General features: G+C 72.6%; 19 protein-coding genes. 15 read left to right on the plus strand and 4 right to left on the minus strand.

The genetic code is table 11. The annotated features are described in order from the left end of the window. The first annotated feature begins 35 nt into the window (after window positions 1–35). Window positions 36–2,690, plus strand: coding sequence for an ExeM/NucH family extracellular endonuclease (locus tag CHB94_RS19390; protein ID WP_089338199.1), 2,655 nt, complete (start codon window positions 36–38; stop codon window positions 2,688–2,690). A gap of 71 nt (window positions 2,691–2,761) precedes the next feature. Here CHB94_RS19390 and malQ read toward each other — a convergent pair whose 3' ends face one another. Further along, window positions 2,762–4,600: a 4-alpha-glucanotransferase gene (gene malQ / locus CHB94_RS19395; RefSeq protein WP_089338200.1), complete on the minus strand. Its 1,839-nt coding sequence runs from the start codon at window positions 4,598–4,600 to the stop codon at window positions 2,762–2,764. 93 nt (window positions 4,601–4,693) lie between these two features. Between malQ and CHB94_RS19400 the strand changes: the two genes are divergently transcribed. The 13 genes from CHB94_RS19400 (at window position 4,694) to CHB94_RS19460 (ending at window position 18,438) form a co-directional block, all read left to right on the plus strand. Further along, complete coding sequence (locus tag CHB94_RS19400) at window positions 4,694–5,326, plus strand: LysE family translocator (RefSeq protein WP_089338201.1); 633 nt, start codon at window positions 4,694–4,696, stop codon at window positions 5,324–5,326. Between the two features lie 263 nt (window positions 5,327–5,589). Beyond that, the gene (locus tag CHB94_RS19405; RefSeq protein WP_089338202.1) at window positions 5,590–6,579 is read left to right on the plus strand and encodes a Bug family tripartite tricarboxylate transporter substrate binding protein; all 990 of its coding nucleotides are present in this window, start codon (window positions 5,590–5,592) and stop codon (window positions 6,577–6,579) included. A gap of 291 nt (window positions 6,580–6,870) precedes the next feature. Continuing rightward, the gene (locus tag CHB94_RS19410; RefSeq protein WP_089338203.1) at window positions 6,871–7,383 is read left to right on the plus strand and encodes a tripartite tricarboxylate transporter TctB family protein; all 513 of its coding nucleotides are present in this window, start codon (window positions 6,871–6,873) and stop codon (window positions 7,381–7,383) included. 1 nt (window position 7,384) lies between these two features. Further along, window positions 7,385–9,097 carry a tripartite tricarboxylate transporter permease gene (locus CHB94_RS19415; protein WP_089338204.1) on the plus strand — a complete coding sequence of 571 codons (1,713 nt, stop codon included), beginning with the start codon at window positions 7,385–7,387 and terminating at the stop codon, window positions 9,095–9,097. After that, on the plus strand, window positions 9,094–10,062 hold the full coding sequence (locus CHB94_RS19420) for a tripartite tricarboxylate transporter substrate binding protein (RefSeq protein WP_089338205.1): 969 nt from the start codon (window positions 9,094–9,096) through the stop codon (window positions 10,060–10,062). The genes CHB94_RS19415 and CHB94_RS19420 overlap by 4 nt, the downstream gene beginning before the upstream one ends. Then, window positions 10,046–11,737 (plus strand): thiamine pyrophosphate-binding protein, encoded by a 1,692-nt coding sequence (locus CHB94_RS19425; RefSeq protein ID WP_089338206.1) that lies wholly within the window; start codon window positions 10,046–10,048, stop codon window positions 11,735–11,737. Before CHB94_RS19420 ends, CHB94_RS19425 begins: the two co-directional genes overlap by 17 nt. After that, window positions 11,734–12,399: a 3-oxoacid CoA-transferase subunit A gene (locus CHB94_RS19430; RefSeq protein WP_089338207.1), complete on the plus strand. Its 666-nt coding sequence runs from the start codon at window positions 11,734–11,736 to the stop codon at window positions 12,397–12,399. Before CHB94_RS19425 ends, CHB94_RS19430 begins: the two co-directional genes overlap by 4 nt. Beyond that, complete coding sequence (locus tag CHB94_RS19435) at window positions 12,396–13,091, plus strand: 3-oxoacid CoA-transferase subunit B (RefSeq protein ID WP_089338208.1); 696 nt, start codon at window positions 12,396–12,398, stop codon at window positions 13,089–13,091. Before CHB94_RS19430 ends, CHB94_RS19435 begins: the two co-directional genes overlap by 4 nt. A 34-nt stretch (window positions 13,092–13,125) precedes the next feature. Then, window positions 13,126–14,106, plus strand: a complete 981-nt coding sequence (locus CHB94_RS19440) for a Bug family tripartite tricarboxylate transporter substrate binding protein (protein WP_089338209.1) — start codon at window positions 13,126–13,128, stop codon at window positions 14,104–14,106. Between the two features lie 55 nt (window positions 14,107–14,161). Then, window positions 14,162–15,205 (plus strand): TIGR03885 family FMN-dependent LLM class oxidoreductase, encoded by a 1,044-nt coding sequence (locus CHB94_RS19445; protein WP_089338210.1) that lies wholly within the window; start codon window positions 14,162–14,164, stop codon window positions 15,203–15,205. Then, window positions 15,202–16,869: an alpha-amylase family protein gene (locus tag CHB94_RS19450; RefSeq protein WP_089338211.1), complete on the plus strand. Its 1,668-nt coding sequence runs from the start codon at window positions 15,202–15,204 to the stop codon at window positions 16,867–16,869. The genes CHB94_RS19445 and CHB94_RS19450 overlap by 4 nt, the downstream gene beginning before the upstream one ends. 127 nt (window positions 16,870–16,996) lie before the next feature. Beyond that, on the plus strand, window positions 16,997–17,716 hold the full coding sequence (locus tag CHB94_RS19455; protein WP_217899387.1) for an HNH endonuclease family protein: 720 nt from the start codon (window positions 16,997–16,999) through the stop codon (window positions 17,714–17,716). A 146-nt stretch (window positions 17,717–17,862) separates the two neighbouring features. After that, on the plus strand, window positions 17,863–18,438 hold the full coding sequence (locus tag CHB94_RS19460) for a hypothetical protein (RefSeq protein WP_089338212.1): 576 nt from the start codon (window positions 17,863–17,865) through the stop codon (window positions 18,436–18,438). Between the two features lie 21 nt (window positions 18,439–18,459). On the opposite strand, the gene CHB94_RS19465 is transcribed toward CHB94_RS19460, so the two are convergent. The 3 genes from CHB94_RS19465 to CHB94_RS19475 all read right to left on the minus strand — a co-directional run bounded on the left by CHB94_RS19465 (window position 18,460) and on the right by CHB94_RS19475 (window position 20,722). Continuing rightward, complete coding sequence (locus tag CHB94_RS19465; RefSeq protein WP_089338213.1) at window positions 18,460–19,233, minus strand: sulfite exporter TauE/SafE family protein; 774 nt, start codon at window positions 19,231–19,233, stop codon at window positions 18,460–18,462. Beyond that, window positions 19,230–20,003 (minus strand): sulfite exporter TauE/SafE family protein, encoded by a 774-nt coding sequence (locus CHB94_RS19470; RefSeq protein WP_089338214.1) that lies wholly within the window; start codon window positions 20,001–20,003, stop codon window positions 19,230–19,232. The genes CHB94_RS19465 and CHB94_RS19470 overlap by 4 nt, the downstream gene beginning before the upstream one ends. Before the next feature lie 125 nt (window positions 20,004–20,128). Further along, window positions 20,129–20,722, minus strand: coding sequence for a GNAT family N-acetyltransferase (locus tag CHB94_RS19475; protein WP_089338215.1), 594 nt, complete (start codon window positions 20,720–20,722; stop codon window positions 20,129–20,131). A gap of 58 nt (window positions 20,723–20,780) precedes the next feature. Between CHB94_RS19475 and CHB94_RS19480 the strand changes: the two genes are divergently transcribed. Beyond that, entirely contained in the window at window positions 20,781–21,287 is a 507-nt protein-coding gene (locus CHB94_RS19480) for an arginase family protein (protein ID WP_176445651.1), read from the plus strand. The last annotated feature ends 24 nt before the right edge of the window (window positions 21,288–21,311 follow it).

A 21,311-nucleotide genomic window follows, 5' to 3' on the forward strand; every position in this document is an offset into this window, starting at 1 on the left:
GCCCCCGTCCTCACCGCCCCTCCGAAGGGACTCCTGTGCTCGTACGTCTCGGCAGCCCACGCGTTCTCGCGCGACGCGCTGTCCTCGGCTCGGTCGCCGCCTCGGTCGCCGTGGTGGGTCTGCCCGCCACTGCGCAGGCGGCCGCCCCGACCAGTCCGTTCATCTCCGAGATCCACTACGACAACGACGGAACCGATGTCGGTGAGTTCGTCGAGGTGCAGTTGCCCCCCGGCACGAGTTCCGCGGGGCTCTCGATCGTTCGTTACAACGGTGCCACGGGGACCGTCTACACCAGCCCGGCCGCGCCGGTACTTCCGGAGGTGACGGCGCCCGCCGAGACGTCGGCCGTGGCCGTGGTCGAGTACCCGGCCAACGGGCTGCAGAACGGCGGCGCGGCGAGCCCTGAGCCGGACGGCCTGGCGCTGGTCCGCGGCGGGACCGAGGTGCTCGAATTCCTGTCCTACGAGGGTTCCTTCACGGCGACCGGCGGTCCTGCGGCAGGCATGACCAGCGTGGACATCGGTGTCGTCGAGGCGGGCAACGAACCGGCCGGCCAGTCGCTGTCGCGCGTCCACGACCCGGCGCGGGACTCGCTGGTGTGGTCGGGTCCCGCGACCGCCACGAAGGGCGCGGTCAACAGCGCGGCTCCCACGCCCGACGCCGAGCCGGAGCCGGCGGGTGCCTGCGACACGACGCCGACCCACGAGATCGGCCAGGTCCAGGGTTCCGGCGCCTCGACGGCGCTCGCCGGCCGGGAGGTCACGGTCCGGGGCACCGTCGTCGGCGACGTGCCGGGCTTCTCCGGTTTCTACCTGCAGGACGTCGACGGTGACGGTGACACCGCGACCTCCGACGGCATCTTCGTCTTCAGCCCCGTCGCCGTGGACCTCGGGGACACGGTCGCGGTCACCGGCGCGGCCCAGGAGTTCGGCGGCCAGACGCAGATCAACTCGAGGGAGGACGTGGCGGTCTGCGCGGACGGCACCGCGGCGGACCTGCCCGATGCCACCTCGCTCGACCTGCCGGCCGACGACGCGACCCGCGAGCGGCTCGAGGGCATGCTGGTCGAGGCCGCCGACAGCCTGACGGTCAGCGAGGTCTACGACCTCACCAGCTTCGGCGAGCTCACCCTCTCCGAGGGCGGCCTGCTGGTGCAGCCCACCGAGCTGGCCCGCCCCGGCCCCGAGGCGCAGGCGATCGACGCCGAGAACACGCTGCGCCGGATCGTCCTGGACGACGGCGTCAGCGCACGGGTCAGCACGACCACCCGCCCGTACCTGACGGCCGACACCCCGGTGCGCGTCGGCGACGAACTGGAGTTCACGGCCCCGCTCGTCCTCGGCTACGGCTTCAAGCAGTGGCGCCTCCAGCCGGCCGACGGCACGGCCGCGGAGACCTTCGCGCCGCAGAACACCCGCCCGGCGGCGCCGGATGAGGTGGGCGGTGACGTCCAGCTGGGTGCGTTCAACGTCCTGAACTACTTCCTCACCTTCGACCAGAGCGTGGGACGCGGAGCCCGTGACCAGCAGCAGCTCGAGAAGCAGGCCGGCAAGATCGTCCCGGCCATCGAGGCGCTGGGTGCCGACGTGGTGACCCTCATGGAGATCGAGGACACCGACTCCACCGAGCTCACCCGGGGCGACGCCAACACCGCACTGGCGGATCTGGTGCGCCGGCTGAACGAGGCGGCCGGGTACGACAAGTGGAGCTACGTGCCGCTGCCGGAGGAGCTCTACGCCGTCGACCGCGACGTGATCCGCAACGGGATCATCTACCAGCACGCCGTGGTCCAGCCGGTCGGCGATCCGGTCGGTCTGGTGGACGAGTCGGTCTGGACCAACGCCCGCGAGCCGCAGGCGCAGACCTTCGTCAAGGACGGCGACGCGTTCACGGTCGTGGCCAACCACTTCAAGTCGAAGGGCTCCGGCTCCGGTCCGGGCAACACCGACACCGGTGACGGCCAGGGCGCCTCCAACGCCGACCGCGTGCGGCAGGCGGAGTCCCTGGTGGCCTTCACGGAGCAGCTCCGCGAGAACACCGGTGACGAGGACGTGGTCCTCATGGGCGACTTCAACGCCTACACCCAGGAGGACCCGATGGTCGTCTTCTACGACTCCGGCTACGCCGACCTCGGCACGCTGTTCGACGAGGGCCGGTACAGCTACGTCTACAACGACATGTCGGGCTCGCTGGACCACGCCGTCGCCACGCCGGGCCTGACCGACAAGGTCACCGGCGTCGCGCACTGGAACATCAACTCGGTCGAGTCGTTCGCCTACCAGTACGCCGGTGACCGGGCGCTCTACGCCCCGACCCCGTACCGGTCCAGCGACCACGACCCGCTGGTGTTCGGCATCGACCTGGAGGAGCGCTGCCAGGGTCTGCTCCCGACCATCACCGGCACCGACGGGGACGACGTCCTCACCGGGACCGCCGGCGCCGACGTGATCATGGGCCTGGGTGGCGACGACCGGATCGCCGCGCTGCGCGGTGAGGACGTCGTGTGCGGCGGCGCCGGTGGCGACACCCTGCTCGGGGACGCCGGCGAGGACGTCCTGATCGGCGGCTTCGCCGACGACTCCCTCGACGGCGGGCAGGGTGACGACCGCCTGGTCGGCGGCCCCGGCACGGACACGTTCGTGCCCGCCAGCGGTACGGACACCCGGGAGCAGGACGGCGCCGAGTCCTGATCCGACCCGCACCGAACCGCGCCGGCGCGGGCGCCTCCTCGCGAGGTGCCCGCGCCGGTCGCGTTCCGGGGTCAGGCGCTTCCGGCGACCCCGGCGGCGAGGGCGGCGGCGACCTTCTGCAGGAGGGGGTGGTCGGCCAGGTCCTCCACCAGGACCGGCAGGGGGAGCGACCAGTTGGGGCGGTCCACCGTGCCCGGCATGTTCGGCCGGCGCAGCTCGCCGAGCGCGTCGTCGAGCGTGGCCGAGAGCAGCGTGGACGGCGCCCGGGCCAGCAACTCGTGCGCCCGCGTCACCGCCTCCTCCACGGACGCGCCCTCCTCCAGCCCGGGCAGGTGCTCCAGCAGCGACGTCCGGCCGCGCTCGAGCTCCTCGTCGGTGCCGGTGCCGTACTCCCGCTGCTCCTCGACGTCCTCACCGGTCCAGAGCCCCGCGACCGTCGGCAGGTCGTGCGTCGTGATGGCCGCCATCGCCTCCGCGGGCCAGTCGGTCGGGTCGTCGTCCTCGAACCACAGCAGGCGGTAGGACAGCACCCCGTGCTCGGCCATGGCCTCGCGGACGCCGTCCTCCACGGTGCCGAGGTCCTCGCCCACCACGAGGGCCTGGGCGCGGTGGCTCTCCAGCGCGACGATGTTCAGCAGGTCCTCGGCCGGATACCGGACGTAGGCGCCGTCGGCCGCCGTGCCGTCCGACGGCACCCACCACAGCCGGAACAGCCCCATCACGTGATCGATGCGCAGGCCGCCGGCGCCCGCCATCGTGGCCCGGATCGACTGGATGAACGGCTCGTAATCGGCATCGCGCAGCCGCCAGGGGATCAGTGGTGGGGAGCCCCAGTCCTGGCCCTGGCTGTTGAAGGCGTCCGGCGGTGCCCCGACGCTGACGCCGTCGGCGAGCACGTCCTGCCAGGCCCACGCGTCGGCGCCACCGCCGGCGAAGCCGATGGGCAGGTCCTGGATGACGGTCATGTCGCCGGTCGCCGCGGTCAACTGCAGGTCCAGCGCCCACTGCAGCCAGGCGTGGAAGGCGACGACGGCGCCGTGCTGCTCGACGTAGGAGGCCAGCTCGGGGCTCCCGGGGCGGCGGAGTTCGGCGGGCCAGGTGTGCCAGTCGCCGCCGTGCTCCTCGACGATGGCGGCCCACGTCGCCCAGTCCTGCAGGGGCCGTCCCTGCTCCTCCCGCCAGCGGGCGAATGCCTCGCCGCCGCCGTGGGCGAAGAAGATCCGCATGAGGACCTCGCGCTTGCGGGCCCAGATCGCGTCCCTGTCGATCAGCGACCCCTCCGACAGCGCCCGGCCGGCCTCCGTCTCGAGGTCGACCTTGTCGGCGCCAGGAACCTCGGAGACCCGCAGGTAGAGCGGGTTGCGGAAGCGCCGGGTGGCCGGCAGGTACGGGCTCGCCTCCTGCCCGGGGGTGGGCGCGACCGCGTGCAACGGGTTGATCAGGAGGAAGCCGGCGCCCTGTTCGGCGGCCATGCGACGGAGCGCCCGCAGGTCGGCCAGGTCACCGATGCCCCAGCTGTCGCGGCTCCGGGCCGCGTAGAGCTGGACCGCCCAGCCCCAGGCGCGGTCCTCGGGCAGCCAGCAGCGGCCGGGGGAGACGATCAGCCGACGGCGTCGTCCCTCCGGCGAGTGCAGCCAGTGGTAGCCCAGCGGGAAGTCGTCGGGCAGTTCGCCGTCGACATGGCGCACCTCGCCGTCCTCGCAGACGACCTCGGCCTCGGCCTCGTCGACCTCGAGCGCATCGCCGGGGCGGGCGACGATGGGGGCTCGGTCGTCCAGGTCGGCCGGCGGCCGGCCGATGACCTCCCGCAGCCGCTCGATGGTGGCCGGGGCCACCTCGTGCTCCTTGTCGAGTGCGTCCAGCCAGCCGGCGTCGATTCCCCACCCGTCGGTGGTCGGTGTTCGCGTCACTTCGCGATCCTCGCCGCGCTCCGCTCCGCGCGCAGGACGGGCCGGCGTGGGCCTGGTCTCCTCCTGCCACCGTGGGACCGCGATGATGGTGCGGTGACCCTCGCCGCCGCGGTGCTGACCTTCGCCGTCGTGGCGGGCGCGCTCACGGTGACTCCGGGGCTGGACACGGCGTTGGTCCTGCGCGCCGCACTCACCCGCCGCCGTCGGGAGGCGCTCGCGACCGCCGCGGGCATCGTCGCCGGCCTGTTCGTCTGGGGGGCCGCCGCAGCGGTCGGTGTGTCGGCGCTGCTCACCGCCTCGGAGGTCGCCTTCGACGTCCTGCGCTACGCCGGCGCGGCCTACCTGGTCGCCTACGGCGTCCGGCTGCTGGTCGCGGCGGTACGCCACCGCGCTGCTGGGGTGGAGTCGGCCGGCCAGGTGTCCGGGACGGCCTGGCGGGCCGCGCGGACCGGGCTGGTCACCAATCTGCTCAACCCCAAGGTCGGCGTCTTCTACGTCGCGCTCCTCCCGCAGTTCGTCCCCGCCGGCAGTGATCCGCTGCTGGTCGGCCTGCTGCTGGCGGCGGTGCACGGTGCGCTGTCGATGGTGTGGTTCCTGCTGCTCACCCAGCTCGCCCAGCTGCTCGGCCGGTGGCTGCGCCGGCCGGGGACGGTCCGCGCGGTCGACGGCGTCACCGGCGTCGCGCTCGTCGGGTTCGGGCTCCGGCTCGCGGTCACGGCCCGCTGAGCTCCGACGCGTGAGCCGCACCGTCGGCACGGCGGAGCCGGAACGGTTGCCGAATCGTGACCGGGGAGTGCTCGGACGGGGCGCCTCCTGTGGTGATCTGGACCACACAAAGTTCGGCGCATTCCCGTACCGTGATCGCCTCACGGTCGGCCGGTACGGCGGACTCCCTGGTCCGGGCGTCGTGCATCGCGAGAGCGACGGCGGCTGCCAGGGGTGCGCCCGGACCGGCCATGGCCCCGGAAGGGCCGCACGAAGGAGGTGCCATGCGACGCAACCGCTACCGGATGCCTGCGCTGGTCGCGGTGTCCGCCGTCGTCCTCGCCGGCTGCGCCGAGACCCCGGACGCGGGCTCGGGTGGGGATGGTGCTGAGGACTACCCGACCGACGAGATCACGCTCTACGTCCCCTATGCCCCGGGGGGGCCGACCGACCTGGCCGCGCGCACGGTGGGCGACTGCCTGACGGAGGACTTCGGGCAGACGGTGGTCGCGGAGAACCGCGAGGGCGCCTCCGGGGCCCTCGGCATGCAGGCGATGATCGCCGGCGGCAACGACGGCTACAGCCTGTCCCTCATCGCCGTGCCGGCGTCCGCCACGAACCCGTTGCAGGCGGACGTGGGCTACACGAACGACGACTACATTCCGATCGCTGCCGTCACGCAGATCCCCTCGGTCCTCGCGGTGGGGCAGGGGTCCCGGTTCGCCGATGCCGAGGCCCTGTTCCGGTTCGCCGAGGAGAACCCGGGTCAGGTGAACGTCGGGGTGCCCGGGACGACCACGTCCCAGGCCATGGAGCTGCAGCGCATGGCGGAGGAGTACGGCATCCAGCTCACGCTCGTGCCGTTCACCGGCAACGCCGAGATGACCACGGCACTGCTGGGCGGCAACGTCGACGCGGTCTTCATCAACGCCTCGCAGGACGTGCTCGAGAACATCGAGGCCGGCAGCTTCGTGCCGCTGGCAGTCAGCCCGCAGGACCGGGTCGACTACCTCGAGGACGTCCCCACCCTGGCCGAGCTCGGCTTCCCGGAGCTGACCTACAGCGTGTCCCTCTTCGGTCTGGCCGCCCCGGCAGGGACGCCGGACGAGATCATCGCGACGCTGGAGGACGCGGTGAGCTCGTGTCTGGAGCAGCCCGAGGTCGTCGAGACCCTCGGTGAGCAGTACGTCCCCGACGATTTCATCGGTGCCCAGGCGTTCCAGAGCCGAATCGACGAGATCGTCGAGGTGTACGGCCCGCTGCTGCAGAAGTGACCGGGCAGCGCGCGGACGGCGACGGCTCAGGCCGTCGAGTCCGTGGCCGGACCGGGCAGCACCTCTCGGCCGGGGCGGGCAGCAGGGCCACGCCCACCGCCGCACCGACGTGCAGTTCCTCGGCCACGGCCAGGAAGGCCCGCAGGCGAGGGATCTCCACCGGCCCTGCCGTCCGCGTGGCCCGCGATCCGTGCACTACGGCGACGAATCGTGTCGCCGTTCCGTAGTGGACCTGCTCATCATCGGTCCCTTAGCGTTCCAGGTCACATCTGACCCCGACCCGAGGTGTCCATGACGCCCTCATCATCCGCCGAGACGGCGGCCGGACGACGCCGGTCGACCTCGCCGCTCCGTGCCGTGCTGCTGCGTCGGCTCGCTCCGGTCGTGCTCCTGGTCGTGGGCATCGCGGCCCTGAGCCAGGCCAGGGACATGGGCCTGGGCGAGCTGACCGCCCCAGGCCCGGGCCTGTGGCCGTTCATCGTCGCCGGACTGCTGACCGCCACGGCCGCGGTCCTGCTGGTCGTCGACCCGGCAGAGGATTACGAGCCGTGGACGGCGGGCACCGCACGCATCGTCGCCGGGCTCGTCGGCCTGGCCCTGTTCATCGTGCTGTTCCAGACGCTCGGTTTCGTCGTGCCGACCCTCCTCATGCTCACGGCGTGGCTGCGCTTCTTCGGCGGCGAGAGCTGGCGGATGGCGCTGGTGCTCGGCGTGGCCGGGGCGATCGCCCTGCACCTGATCTTCGTCGTCGCCCTCGGCGTGCCGTTCCCCGCGGGGCCGGTCGACCAGCTGCTCGGGGGCTGAGGTGGGGATCCTCGACGGGGTCGGCCAAGGGCTGGCGGTCGCCCTCCAACCGACCAACCTGCTCTACGTCTTCATCGGCGTGCTCATCGGCACGGTCATCGGCGTGCTCCCCGGTCTGGGGCCGACCGCCACGATCGCCCTCCTGCTGCCGCTGACCTACACGATCGAACCGGCGACCGCGGTGATCCTGCTCGCCGGCATCTACTACGGGTCCATGTACGGCGGCACGATCACGTCGGTCCTCCTCCGCCTTCCCGGAGAAGCCGCCTCGGTGGTGACGACCTTCGACGGCTACCAGATGGCCAAACATGGCCGGGCAGGGCCGGCCCTGGGCATCGCCGCCGTCGGGTCCTTCATCGGCGGAGTCCTCGCCGTCGTCGGCCTGATCCTGCTGGCCCCGCCGCTGGCGGACCTGGCGGTCTCGTTCGGGCCGCCGGAGTACGTGGCGCTCACCGCGCTCGGCATCCTGATGGTGACCTACCTCGGCAGCGGCTCTCCGCTGAAGAGTCTGTCCATGGCCGCGCTCGGCCTCCTGCTGGCCACCGTGGGCCAGGACCCCATCACCGGCACGACGCGCTTCACCTTCGGGCAGGTGTCGCTGTTCGACGGCGTCGACTTCGTCGCGGTGGCGATGGGCCTGTTCGGCGTGGGGGAGATCCTGCACAGCCTGGAGCGGACCGAGAAGGTCCACGCCGTCACGCAGAAGATCAAGCACATCTGGCCGACCCGGCAGGACTTCCGCGACTCGGCCGGTGCCATTGGCCGCGGCTCGGTGCTCGGGTTCGTCATCGGTGTGCTTCCCGGCGGCGGCGGCGTGATCTCCTCCCTCGCCTCCTATGCGCTCGAGAAGCGCCGGGCGAAGGACCCGAGCCGCTTCGGCAAGGGGGCCATCCAGGGGGTCGCGGGCCCCGAGACGGCGAACAACGCGTCGTCCACCTCCGCCTTCATCCCGCTGCTCACCCTCGGCATCCCGGCCAACGTGGTGCTCGCGCTGATCTTCGGTGCGCTCCTGGTGCAGGGCATCACGCCGGGGCCGCAGCTCATCACGGAGGAGCCGGAGGTGTTCTGGGGCGTCATCGCCTCGATGCTCATCGGCAACCTGATGCTGCTCGCGCTGAACATCCCGCTCGTCGGCGTGTTCGTCCAGCTCCTGCGCGTCCGGGCCGGCATCCTCGCGGCCTTCGCGCTCGTGGTGACCATGGCCGGCGTCTTCTCGGTCAACAACGACATCTTCGACATGTGGGTCGTGCTGGTGTTCGGTGTCATCGGCTGGCTGATGAAGAAGACCGGCTTCGAGCCCGGGCCGCTGGTGCTGGCGTTCGTGCTCGGATCGATCATGGAACGCGCCTTCCGGCAGTCGATGCTCCTGTCCGGGGGGAGTCTCGACATCTTCGTCACCCGGCCCCTGTCCGGCGGTCTGCTCGCCGTCATGGCCATGGTGATCGTGATCAGCTTCCTCGCCGCCCGGCGTCGCCGTGCCGTCTTCGAGCACGTGGAGCCGGAGGACGAGGACACGGATGACGTCGACGCGGAGCAGGAGCGGGCCGCGGGGGGCGATGACTCAGACGGCGACTCGGGCCGCGACGGCGGCACCCCGAAGGTCGCCCCGCTCGCTGCGCACCGCCCCGCCGAGGGCGATCCGGGCGCGGAGGCCCCGCGCGGGGGCGGAGACTCCGGCGTCCCCACCCCACCGCCGAACGAGGGACGACGATGAGATCGACGCGTGCGCTCAGCGCCCTGCTCCTCCTGTGCTCGGCCCTCGCGGGCTGCGCCTCCCAGGCCGGCTCCGAGGACGCGGCGGAGTACCCGTCGGAGGACGTCCGGCTCCTCGTGCCGTACTCGGCCGGCGGGCCGACCGACATCGCGGCGCGGGCCCTGGGCCGGTACATGGAGTCCGAGCTCGGCCGGCCGGTGGTGGTCGAGAACCTGCCGGGTGCCTCGGGCGCGAACAGCTACGTGGAGCTCATCTCCTCGGAGCCCGACGGCCACACCCTGTCGATGACGGCCCTGCCCACGGCGGTGCTCAACTACCTGGCCAACGACGTCGGTTACACGCGGGAGGACTTCGCACCGGTGGGCGTGGTGACGCAGGTGCCCTCGGGCATCGTGGTGCCGGCCGGCTCACCGCACCAGGACCTGGAGTCGCTCTTCGCGGCCGCTCGTCAGGACCCGCAGGCGATCAGCGTCGGTACCCCGGGAGCCACCAACACGCACGCTGCCGAGACTCGCCGGATCACCCAGCTCTACGACGTGCCACTGACCGTGGTGCCTTTCGAGGGAGCCACACAGGTGCAGACGGCGCTCCTCGGCGGCAACGTCTCGGCCGGCTTCATCAACCTGTCACAGGACGCGCTGCCGGCCATCGAGTCCGGAGACCTGCGGGTGCTGGCCGTGGGCAGCCGCGAGCCGCTGCCCTACGTCGACGCGCCCACCCTCGTCGAACTGGGCTATCCCGAGCTGGTGCAGAGCACCACGACGTTCGGCGTCCTCGCCCCCGCCGGCACGCCCGAGGAGATCGTGCAGCGCCTCGAGGAGATCCTGCGCAACGCGTCGGAGGACGAGGCAGTCGTCGAGGCGCTCGACCCGCGCTACGTCCCCGAGAAGTTCATCGGGAGCGACGGCCTCGCGGACCTGTTCGTCGAGACGGAGGAGACCTTCCGCGATGTCGTCGGCGACTGAGACCACCGCGTCCGGGGTCACGCGCACGACGACCGGCGCCGACGAGCTGGTCCGTGCCCTGCGACTCCTCGGGGTGGACACCGTCTTCGGTCTGCCCGGGGTGCACAACCTCGCGGTCTGGGAGGCCGCCGCGTCGGGTGGCCTGCGGGTCGTCGGCGTACGGCACGAGCAGACGGCGGTGTACGCGGCCGACGGCTACGCCCGGGCCACGGGACGGCTGGGTGTCGCGGTCGTGACCACCGGCCCGGGCGCCGCCAACACCCTGGGCGCGACAGGGGAGGCCGGTGCCTCCGGCTCACCGGTCCTGGTCGTCGCCACCGACATCCCGTCGACCCTGCGCCGTCCCGGCGTGTACCGGGGGGTGCTGCACGAGACCCGTGACCAGGCCGCGATGTTCGCTCCGGTGACCAAGGCGACCGTGGTGTCCGCGGCCGCCCAGGACGTGCACGCGGACACGCTGCGGGCCGCCTCGGTGGCGCTGCAGCCCGCCACCGGACCTGTCTACCTGGGTGTGCCGACGGACTTCCTGAGCGCCCCGGTGACCCCGGCGTCGGAGGAATCCCCGCCGCCGCCTCCGGCCGTCCCCCCGGTGACCGAGTCCGACGTGGTGCGCGCCCTCGGCATGCTGGCCTCCGCGCGCCGGCCGCTGCTGTGGGCGGGGGGCGGGGCGCTGCGCTCCGGGGCGGGCCCGGCCCTCGGCGAGGTCGCGCGCCGGCTGGCCGCGCCCGTGATCACCACCTTCAACGGTCGGGGCGTGCTGCCCCCCGACCATCCGTGCCTGGTCCCCGGTCCGCCGCACGTCCCGCCGGTCGGCCGACTGTGGGACGACGCCGATCTGGTCATCTCCGTGGGCAGCGACCTCGACGGCATGACCACGCAGAACTGGCTCATGCCGCCGCCCCCGGCGCTGCTGGCGGTGAACGTCGATGCCGCCGACGCGGGCAAGAACTACCCGGCCGATCTGGTCCTCGTGGGGGACGCAGGGGCCGTGCTCACCCGGCTGCTCGAGGACCTCCCCGAGCGCGGCGACCTGCAGGCGCTGCGGTCCCGGCTGGCCACCGTCGCCGAGGAGGTGCGGACCCTGGTCGACGAGGACGAGCCCCAGGCCGCCGCGCTGCTCGAGGCATTCGACCGCATCGCACCGGCGACCGGCGCGCTCTTCGTCGACATGTGCATCCCGGGGTACTGGCTCGCCGGGTTCCACCGCGTACCTGGGCCGCGGCGGCTGGCGTATCCCATGGGGTGGGGCACGCTCGGTTTCGCCTTCCCTGCCGCCATCGGGGCTGCATCGGCCGATCAGGGGAGGACCGTCGCGGTGGTCGGCGACGGTGGTTTTCTCTTCGCCTGCGGCGAGCTGGCCACGGTCGCGCAGGAGCGGCTCCCGATGACCGTGGTCGTCGTGGACGACGGGGGTTACGGGATGCTCCGCTACGACCAGCGGCATGCGGGCGTGCCCAGCCGCGGGGTCGACCTGGCCACCCCCGACTTCCTGGCCCTGGCCGAGGCCTTCGGTGTGCCCGCCCGGTCGGTCACCGGTCTCGGGAGGGACTTCGCCGCCGTCCTCGCCGAGTCCGTGGCTCGGCCCGGCCCCGACGTCGTCGTGGTGGACGCCGCGCTCACGCCGCCGCCGTCCACGTCGCCCCGGTGGTACCGGCGAGGGGGTCGCCGGACGTGATCGACAAGCGCGTGGCCACGCTCGCCGACGCCGTGGCCGACATCCGCGACGGCGCCACCGTGCTGGTCGGTGGCTTCGGCAACTCCGGCGTCCCCGTCGAACTCGTGCACGCGCTGCTGGAGCAGGGGGCCAGCGGCCTCACCGTCGTGACGAACAACGCCGGCAGCGGTGAGAGCGACATAGCGGCGCTCATCCGTGAACACCGGGTGCGGAAGATTATCTGCTCGTACCCACGGTCGGCCGGGTCGGTGTGGTTCGAGAAGTTCTGGCGTGCCGGCGAGATCGAACTGGAGCTCGTGCCTCAGGGCACGTTGAGCGAGCGAATGCGGGCCGCGGGCGCGGGTCTCGGCGGCTTCTTCACCCCTACCGGCGCGGACTCGCTGCTGGCGGAGGGCAAGGAGGTCCGCGTGATCGGCGGTCGCCGGCACGTGTTCGAGGAGCCGCTGCCGGCCGACGTCGCGCTGATCAAGGCGCACCGGGCCGACCGCTGGGGCAACCTGGTCTACCGGACCGCGGCCCGGAACTTCGGTCCCACCATGGCGACCGCGGCTGCGCTCACCGTGGCGCAGGTCAGCGAGTTCGTCGAGCTCGGTGAGTTGGACCCGGAGTGCGTGGTCACGCCCGGCATCTTCGTCCAGCGCGTGGTGGGGGTGGCGGCGTGATCCGGCCACTGTCCGCGACGGACGTGGCCCACCGGGTGGCCGACGACATCCCGGACGGCTCGTACGTCAATCTCGGCATCGGGCTGCCGACGCTGGTGGCCGACGTGGTGGGGCCGGACAAGGAGATCGTCTATCACAGCGAGAACGGCATCCTCGGCATGGGGCCGGCGCCGGCCATCGGGCAGGAGGACCCCGAGCTGATCAATGCCGGCAAGCAGCCGGTCACGCTGCTCCCCGGCGGCGCGTTCTTCCACCACACCGACGCCTTCGTCATGATGCGCGGCGGTCACCTCGACGTCAGCGTGCTCGGGGCCTTCCAGGTGTCCGCAGCCGGTGACCTGGCGAACTGGGCCACCGACGACGCCGCGATGCCGCCCGCGGTCGGTGGCGCTATGGACCTGGCGGTGGGGGCCAGACGCGTGCTCGTCATGACGACGCACACCACGCGGGACGGCCGCCCCAAGATCCTGCCCCGCTGCACCTATCCGCTGACCGCCGCGGGCGTCGTCGACCGCATCTTCACCGACCTCGCAGTCCTCGACGTCCGCCCCGGCGGGCTGCTGGTCCGCGAGGTGGTGCACGGGCTGAGCCCGGACGAGCTGCAGTCGGTCACCGGTGCCGAACTGCGCTTCGCCGATGACGTCGTCGAGCTCCACCCGACGGGCCCGTCCTGTCCCGACCCGCCCGGCTGACCGGTTCGACCCCGCTCCCGCTCTGGAGGCAACGATGCCCCGTGCTCCTCGTGCGCTCGCCGCGTGCGCCGTCCTGACCCTGCTCGCCGCCTGCGCGGACGAAGGCGGCGGGGCCACCGAGGAGTCCGCCGCGGACTACCCGACCGAGGACATCCGGCTGCTCGTGCCCTACGCGGCCGGTGGCCCGACCGACCTCACCGCCCGCGCCTACGGCGCCTCGCTCGAGGAACAGCTCGGGCAACCGGTGGTGGTCGAGAACCTGGCCGGCGGCTCGGGCGCCATGGCCATGCAGGAGCTGATCGGCGCGGAGCCGGACGGGCACACGTTGTCGCTCGTCACCGCGGGCACCCTGGTGCTCACCCCACTGGCCAACGAGGTCGGGTACACGAAGGACGACGTGACGCCGATCGGGGTGATGGCGGAGGTCCCCTCCGTCCTCGCCGTGGGCTCCGGCTCCCCGTACGCGACGGCGGAGGACTTCTTCGCCGCCGCCGAGCAGAACCCGGGGACGATCACGGTGGGCACGCCGGGTGCCTCGACGCCGCAGGGCATCGAGCTGCAGCGGCTGAAGGAGGAGTACGGGGTCGAGGTGGCCATCGTGCCGTTCAACGGCAACGCGGAGATGACCACGGCGCTGCTCGGCGGCAACGTCGACGCCGTGCTCATCAACGCGTCCTCGGACGTGACGGCGAACATCGACGCGGGCCAGTTCCGGCCGCTCGCGGTGTCCTCGGAGGAGCAGCTGCCCTGGCTGCCGGGCACACCGACCCTCGTCGAGTCCGGGTTCCCCGAGCTCACCCTCTCGGGCTCCACGTTCGGCCTCGCCGGCCCGGCCGACCTGCCGGAGGAGATCGTCACCCAGCTGGAGGACGCGCTGCGGACGGCGCACGACGAGCCGGCGGTCATCGAGCAGGTGGGCAAGGAGTACGTCGCCGGAGAGTTCCGCGGCGCGGAGGACCTGCGGGAGATCCTGGATCGCACCCAGGAGGTGTACGAACCGCTCCTCCGCGGGTGACGTCCCGGGGTGGACTCGCCTGGCCGGGAGCTGCCGGCCCCGGTAGGCATGGCCCATGCCGGTGATCGGGTTCCACAACTCCCACGAGCAGATCCATCCCGCCCAGCTGCTCACCGCGGTGCAGCACGCCGAGGAGGTCGGCTTCACGGCGGCGATGTGCTCGGACCACCTCACCCCGTGGAACCCCCGGCAGGGGGAGTCCGGCTTCGCGTGGTCGTGGCTGGGCGCCGCGATGGCGACCACCACCCTGCCGTTCGGCGCGGTGAACGCTCCGGGGCAGCGCTACCACCCGGTGATCGTCGCCCAGGCCATCGCCACCCTCGGGGCGATGTTCCCCGGCCGGTTCTGGGTGGCCCTCGGCAGCGGCGAGGCGATGAACGAGCACGTCACCGGTCAGCAGTGGCCGCGCAAGGACGTGCGGGACGCCCGCCTGCGCGAGTGCGTCGACGTCATCCGGGCGCTGCTGGCGGGGGAGGAGGTCAGCCACGACGGCCTGGTCACCGTCGACCGCGCCGTGATCTACACCCTGCCCGAGCAGCAGCCGGCGTTGATCGCCCCGGCGGTCAGCGTGGCCACCGCCCGCAACGGTGCCGACTGGGCCGACGGGCTGGTCACCATCAACCAGCCGCACGACAAGCTGCGCGAGATGATCGCGGCCTACCGGGACGCCGGCGGTCAGGGCAAGCTGGTGCTCCAGGTCCACGTCTCCTGGGATCCGGATCCCGATCGCGCGCTCGCCATCGCGCACGACCAGTGGCGCAGCAACGTCTTCCCGCCACCGCTGTGCTGGGACCTCGACACCCCGGAGGCCTTCGAGCTGGCCAGTGCGCACGTCAGCCCGGAGGGGGTGACCGGGGCGGTGCGGGTCTCGGCCGACCTCGGGCAGCACACCGCCTGGCTGAAGGAGTACCTGGACCTGGGCTTCGACGAGGTCTACCTGCACCACGTCGGCAAGGAGCAGCGGCCGTTCCTCGACGCCTTCGGCGAGCACGTGCTGCCGCAGCTGGGGGTCACCGCTCCCGCGCCGTCGGTCGCCATCGACCCGCCGGGTCCGGCCGAGAACCGCCGTCCGCACGTCGACCCGGTACCCGCGCCGTGAGGATCACCGACACCAGCGACCTCTGGTGGAAGAACGCCGTCGTCTACTGCCTCGACGTCGAGACGTTCATGGACTGGAACGGCGACGGCATCGGCGACTTCGCCGGGCTCGCGCAGCGGCTCGACCACCTCGCCGACCTCGGCGTCACCTGCCTGTGGCTGATGCCCTTCTATCCGACCGCCGAGCGCGACGACGGGTACGACATCACCGACTTCTACGGCGTCGACCCGCGCCTGGGCACCCACGGCGACCTGGTCGAGGTCATCCGGACGGCGAACGACCGCGGGATGCGGGTGATCGCCGACCTGGTGGTCAACCACACCTCCCGCAAGCACCCGTGGTTCCGCTCGGCCGAGGCGTCGAAGGACTCACCGTTCCGGGACTTCTACGTCTGGCGCTCGGACGAGCCGCCGGACACCTCCGACCAGGTCGTCTTCCCGGACCAGGAGGACAGCATCTGGACGCTGTCGGAGAAGACGGGGGAGTGGTACCTGCACAGGTTCTACAAGGAGCAGCCCGACCTGAACGTCACCAATCCGCTCGTGCGGGACGAGGTCGCGAAGATCATGGGTTTCTGGCTGCAGCTCGGGCTGTCGGGCTTCCGCGTCGACGCCGTCCCGTTCTTCCTGGAGACCGCCGGCGCCGACGGCGGGGCCCTGCCCGAGCCGCACGAGTACCTGCGCGACCTGCGCTCGCTGGTCGGCCGGCGCTCGGGCAGCGGGATCCTGCTCGGGGAGGTGAACCTGCCGTTCGAGCAGCAGCTGGAGTTCTTCGGCGGCAGGGACGGCGACGAGCTGACGATGCAGTTCGACTTCATCGGCATGCAGGCGCTCTACCTGGCGCTGGCCCGGGCCGACGCCGGACCGCTGACCACCGCACTGAACGGCCGGCCGACCCTGAGCCCGGAATCGCAGTGGGCCACGTTCGTGCGCAACCACGACGAGCTCACCCTCGACAAGCTCAGCGACGAGGAGCGGGCCGAGGTCTTCGCCACCTTCGGGCCGGAGGAGCGGATGCAGGTCTACGGACGGGGGCTGCGGCGTCGGTTGCCGCCGATGCTCGACGGCGACCCGCGGCGGGTCCGCATGGTCTACAGCCTGCTGTTCTCCCTGCCCGGGACCCCGGTGCTCTTCTACGGCGAGGAGATCGGGATGGGGGAGGAGCTGGCGGCCGAGGGGCGGCTCGCCGTCCGGACGCCCATGCAGTGGACTCCCGGGCGCAACGGCGGCTTCTCCACCGCGGACCCTCGCCGACTGCCGGGGCCGGTGGTGTCGGGTGGCTTCGCGCCGGAATTCGTCAACGTCGCGGACCAGCGCAACGATCCGGACTCGCTGCTCTCGTTCATCAAGCTGCTGATCCGCCGTTACCGGGAGTCGCCCGAGCTCGGCTGGGGTGGCTTCCAGGTGCTCGAGCAGCCGTGCCCCGAGGTCCTCGCGCACCTGTGCTCGTGGGACGACGGAGTGCTGGTGGCCCTGCACAACCTGTGCCCCGAGCCGCGCATCGTGCCGCTGACGCTGGAGGGGTGCGACTCCTCGCACCGGCTGGTCGACCTGCTCGAGTCGGGCAGCACCACGGTCTCCGACAAGGGGGCGGCGGAGATCTCGCTGGCGGGCTACGGCTACCGCTGGCTGCGCATCGTCGCCGAGGACAGCCGCCGCCTCTAGACTAGAAGGACCCCGTCGCCCCCCAACGCTCGCTCCGCTCGCGCCGGGCCCCTGCGACGGGGCCGCTCCAGCACGTCACCAGGGTGTCGGTCCCCGAACCGTGGGTGGTCGCTCGTAGCGTCCGGGAGTGCCCCGCTCCGCCGTCGTCGTCCTGCTCGCCGTCCTCCTCGCGCTGACCGGGTGCGGGGTCGAGTGGCGGCTCGAGCCCGGTCCGCCCGGTCCGCCCGAGCCGACCGCGTCGGTGGGGCAGGGTGACGTTCCCGCAGGAACGCTCGACCCGGCTGCGGCGGCGTCCTCCCTCGCCTCCCTCCCCGTCGCCGAGAAGACGTCGCTGGACGGGTACGACCGCGGTTGCGGGGACGGCGAGGGCTGCGTCTTCGGGCCGGCCTGGTCCGACGTCGACCGCAACGGCTGCCACCAGCGCAACGACGTCCTGCACCGGGACCTCACCGAGGTCGAGGTTCGCGAGGGGACCCAGGGCTGCGTGGTGATCGCCGGTGTGCTGGACGACCCGTACACCGGCCGGACGGTCCCGTTCGCGAAGTCCTATGCCGCCGAGGTGCCCATCGACCACGTCGTCCCGCTCGCCGCCGCGTGGGTGCAGGGGGCGGCCGGGTGGTCCGCCGACCAGCGGCGGGTCTTCGCCAACGACCTGGCCAACCTCATGGCGACGACGCGCTCGGAGAACTCCTCGAAAGGCGACTCCACCGCCGACGAGTGGGTGCCGTCGGACCCCGCGTACGGCTGCTCGTACGCGACCGTGGTCGTGACGGTGAAGTCCACCTACGCGCTGTCGGTGACCCCGGCGGAGTCGCGGGCGCTGCAGTCCCTCCTCGCCACCTGCTGAGGTCCGCGACCGGCTCGCCCGGGTGGTCGGCGCATCCGCCCGGCGTGGTACCCGGCGTGGCCTCACAGCGCGTGAGCAAACCGTCGGGGCGGCGTCCTCGTTCCCCGAGGTGCCTGCGCCTAGCGTGGCGTACGAGGTGATCAGGAATGAGTGAACGCAAGGGAAGCACGCCCGTCGGCACCGGGACCGCCGAGATCCCGGTCGTCCGGCCCGCCGACGCCGGCGCAGCGTCCTCCGTCCCGCCGGCCCCGACCACGGAGCAGGTCGGCACGACGGCCGCCGAGCAGACCGCCCCGCCGGGAGGCGATCACGGTTCCGGCGTGCAGGCCACGGCACCGGTGACCTCCCGCCCGGCCCCGCGCGCGCCCCGCATGCCGCGCCGTGGCCCGATCACGGTGATGGGCCCGTGGGCGCCGGTCGCGGGCGGGCTGCTCGGGCTGCTCCTCGGCGTGGTCGCCGTGCTCCTGCTCGCCGGGACGGCGGAGAGCTTCGAGGACCGCCTGGCGCTCGTCTTCACCGTCCTGGGGTTGGGCATGCTCGGCAGCGCGGGGATCCTGCTGGCCGACGAGGTACGCATGATGCGCCAGCGCTCCCGCGATGCGGTCGCGCGGCCCGCCTACGTGGAGGCCACCGCGGGGCTGCTCAACGGGCTGACCCCGGCGCGTCTGCTGCTGCTGCTGAGCGGGTTCGTCCTGTTCCTGGCGGCCTACGTCAGCCGCTGAGCCGTGCCGCGCCGGCTCGGGTCAGCTGTAGGCCTCGATCGCGAGGTAGACGGCGAGCCCGAGCCCGGCGAGGGCGATGACCCGCCGCAGCGCCGTCTGCGGGGCACGACGCACGACGCTCGGACCGAGCATCGACCCCAGCAGGAGCCCGATGGCCAGCGGCAGGGCCGCGGACCAGGCGATCGAGGCGAAGATCACGAAGCCGATGGCGGCCACGGAGTTGGCGACGCCGAGGATGACGTTGCGCATCGCGTTGCTGCGGGGGAGTCCCTCGCCAGTGGTCAGCAGGAAGGTCGCGAGCATGAGGACGCCGGCCGCGGCGCCGAAGTAGCCGCCGTAGATGGAGATCACGAAGACCGCGATCGGCAGCCACCACTGGTCGCGGTCCGGGTGCCGGGCGTGGGCGCGGGCTCCCTCGATGGCGAGTTGCCGCGGAGGGGGCTGGACGAGGATGGCCACCGACGCCCCGCCGATCAGCCACGGCACGATCCGCTCGAAGCCGCCCTCGGGCGTGAGCATCAGGAGCAGTGCCCCGGCCGAACCGCCCAGCACGGCCGCGATCGCGAGCGGCATCAGCCGGCGGCCCTGGCCCTTCAGCTCGGGCCGGGAGGCACTGACCGAACCCACGCCGGTGAGGACCATCGCCGCGGTGTTGGTGACGTTGGCGGTAACCGGGGGGATGCCGGTGGCCAGCAGCGCCGGGTAGCTGATCAGGGACGCCAGCCCGGCGATGCTGCCGATCAGGCCTGAGCCGACCCCGGCGAGGACGAGGAAGCCGAACTCCCAGATGCTCACGGGTCCACCAGCACCACGATCGCGACGACCCCGAGGACGACGATCGCCGTCCGCAGGATCGCCGAGGGCAGCCGCCGGCCGTACCGGGAGCTGACCGCCCCGCCCACCAGCGAGCCGACGGCGAGCAGCCCGGCGGCCCACCAGTCGATCCGGTCGGTGGCCACCACGACGTAGGCGCCGGCGGCGACGGCGTTCACCGTCAGCGTGAGGACGTTCTTGAGCGCGTTCAGCCGTTGCAGGGACTCGCGCAGCAGGAGGCCGAAGATACCGATCTGCAGCACGCCCTGGCTGGCGGCGAAGTAACCCCCATAGGCCCCGGTGGCGTACGCGCCGGCGAAGAGGGCGGCCAGCCGCCCGCCCCGGACCGGGGCGTCGTCGGTGCCGGCGGGGGCGGGAAGGTTGCGCTGCAGCACCGGCTGGAGCGCGACCAGGAGGACGGCGATCCCGATCAGCACCGGGACGACCGCCTCGAAGGTGGCGGCGGGCAGGTGCAGGAGCAAGAAGGCGCCGGTGAGCGCGCCGAGGACCGAGGCGGGCAGCAGGCGCAGGAGCAGCCGCCGCTGACCGCGCAGCTCCCTGCGGTAGCCGATGGAGCCGCTCAGGTTGCCTGCGACCAGGCCCAGGGAGTTGCTGATGGTCGCCGGGACCGGGGGCAGCCCGACTGCCAGCAGCACCGGAAAACTGACCAGGGTGCCGGAGCCGACGACCGCGTTGATCCCACCCGCTGCGAAACCGGCAGCCGCTACCGCGAGCATCTCCCACCCGGTCATGCGGACATCACCGTCGAGCCTCGCACGGCGCCGGGGCGGTGGGTCGGCGCAGACGGGTCGATCAGCTCACAGTTCGCCGGCTTGCGGCCGGCTGTCGTCCGGACATCCAGTCCACGATCGAGCGCTCAGGCGTGCGCCGTGACGCCCGCGAGGAGATCGGCGGTGAGCGGGCGATCGGCATAGACCAGCCGGACGGCAGCCGGATCAGGGTTGCCCGCGTCCGGGCCGCGCCAGACGAGCGTCAGCCCGCTGCGCTCGGCCCGGCCGCGGGATTCGACATTGTGCTCGAGCAGGTAGGCGATCACCGGCCGCTCGGGCGCGACGAGGCGGGCGGCGTCGAGCGCGGCGTCCACCAGTTCGGCGGCCAGTCCGAGCCCCCAGGCGGCCGGCGTGAAGCGGTAGTAGAGGTTCCACCACGACGTCCCCACGCGGAGCGCGCAGCCGCCGGTGCCCACCACGGCCCCGGCCCGCAGCGGGGTCCCGGGCAGGTCGATTCCCAGCCGCGCCGTCCAGTAGCCCAACCCGTCGCGCTCCCAGTGGCCCACCGAGTCGCGGATCCCCTCCATCGTCCGCATCGGCTCGGTGTGCCGGCCCGACGGCAGATGCGCCCAGACACCGGGGTCGGACATCAGCGCGAACTGCTCGTCGAGGTCGTCGGGGACGACGGCGTCCAGCCGCAGCCGCGGGGTGGTCAGGTGCCGCAGGTCCCGGGTGTCCATGGCCGCATCCTCTCCGGTCGCCTGGCCGCCCCGTGCTCCCGGTGGTGGGATCGCGTCCGTGCCCGAGTCCTCGCCCGACGCACCGCCGGTGCGGTTGCTCGAGCTGCACCGGCTCGTCGCCGAGGCGGTCGCGGAGGCGCGCGCCGGCGGGGAGGTGCCGCTGCTGCTGGCCGGCAACTGCAACGCCACGGTGGGGGTGCTCGCCGGGCTGCAGCCGGCCGAGCGGCGCGTCGGTCTGCTCGGGCTGGACGCCCACGGGGACTTCAACACCCCCGAGGAGGACAGCGCCGGCTTCCTCGACGGCCAGGGGCTGGCCATGGCGGTGGGGCGCTGCTGGCGGGCGGCGACCGGCCGCGCGCCTGCCAGTGGTTTCCGGGACGCTCGCCTCCTACGACCCCGCCCACGACCTCCACGGCCACATGCGGGACACCGCCCTGGAGCTGCTCGGGACGCTCGCCGCGGTGGCCGTCCCGGCCCGGTCCGCCCGCGCGGTCTAGGGCGTGTCTCACCGATCTTGACCGGCGGGTTCGGTAGGCCTGGTGTGTGCGCGATCGTCACGATCTGACTGATGTGGAGTGGGCCCGGCTGG

It is taken from the genome of Blastococcus mobilis (assembly GCF_900188025.1).
GTDB classification, from domain to species: Bacteria; Actinomycetota; Actinomycetes; order Mycobacteriales; family Geodermatophilaceae; genus Blastococcus_B; species Blastococcus_B mobilis.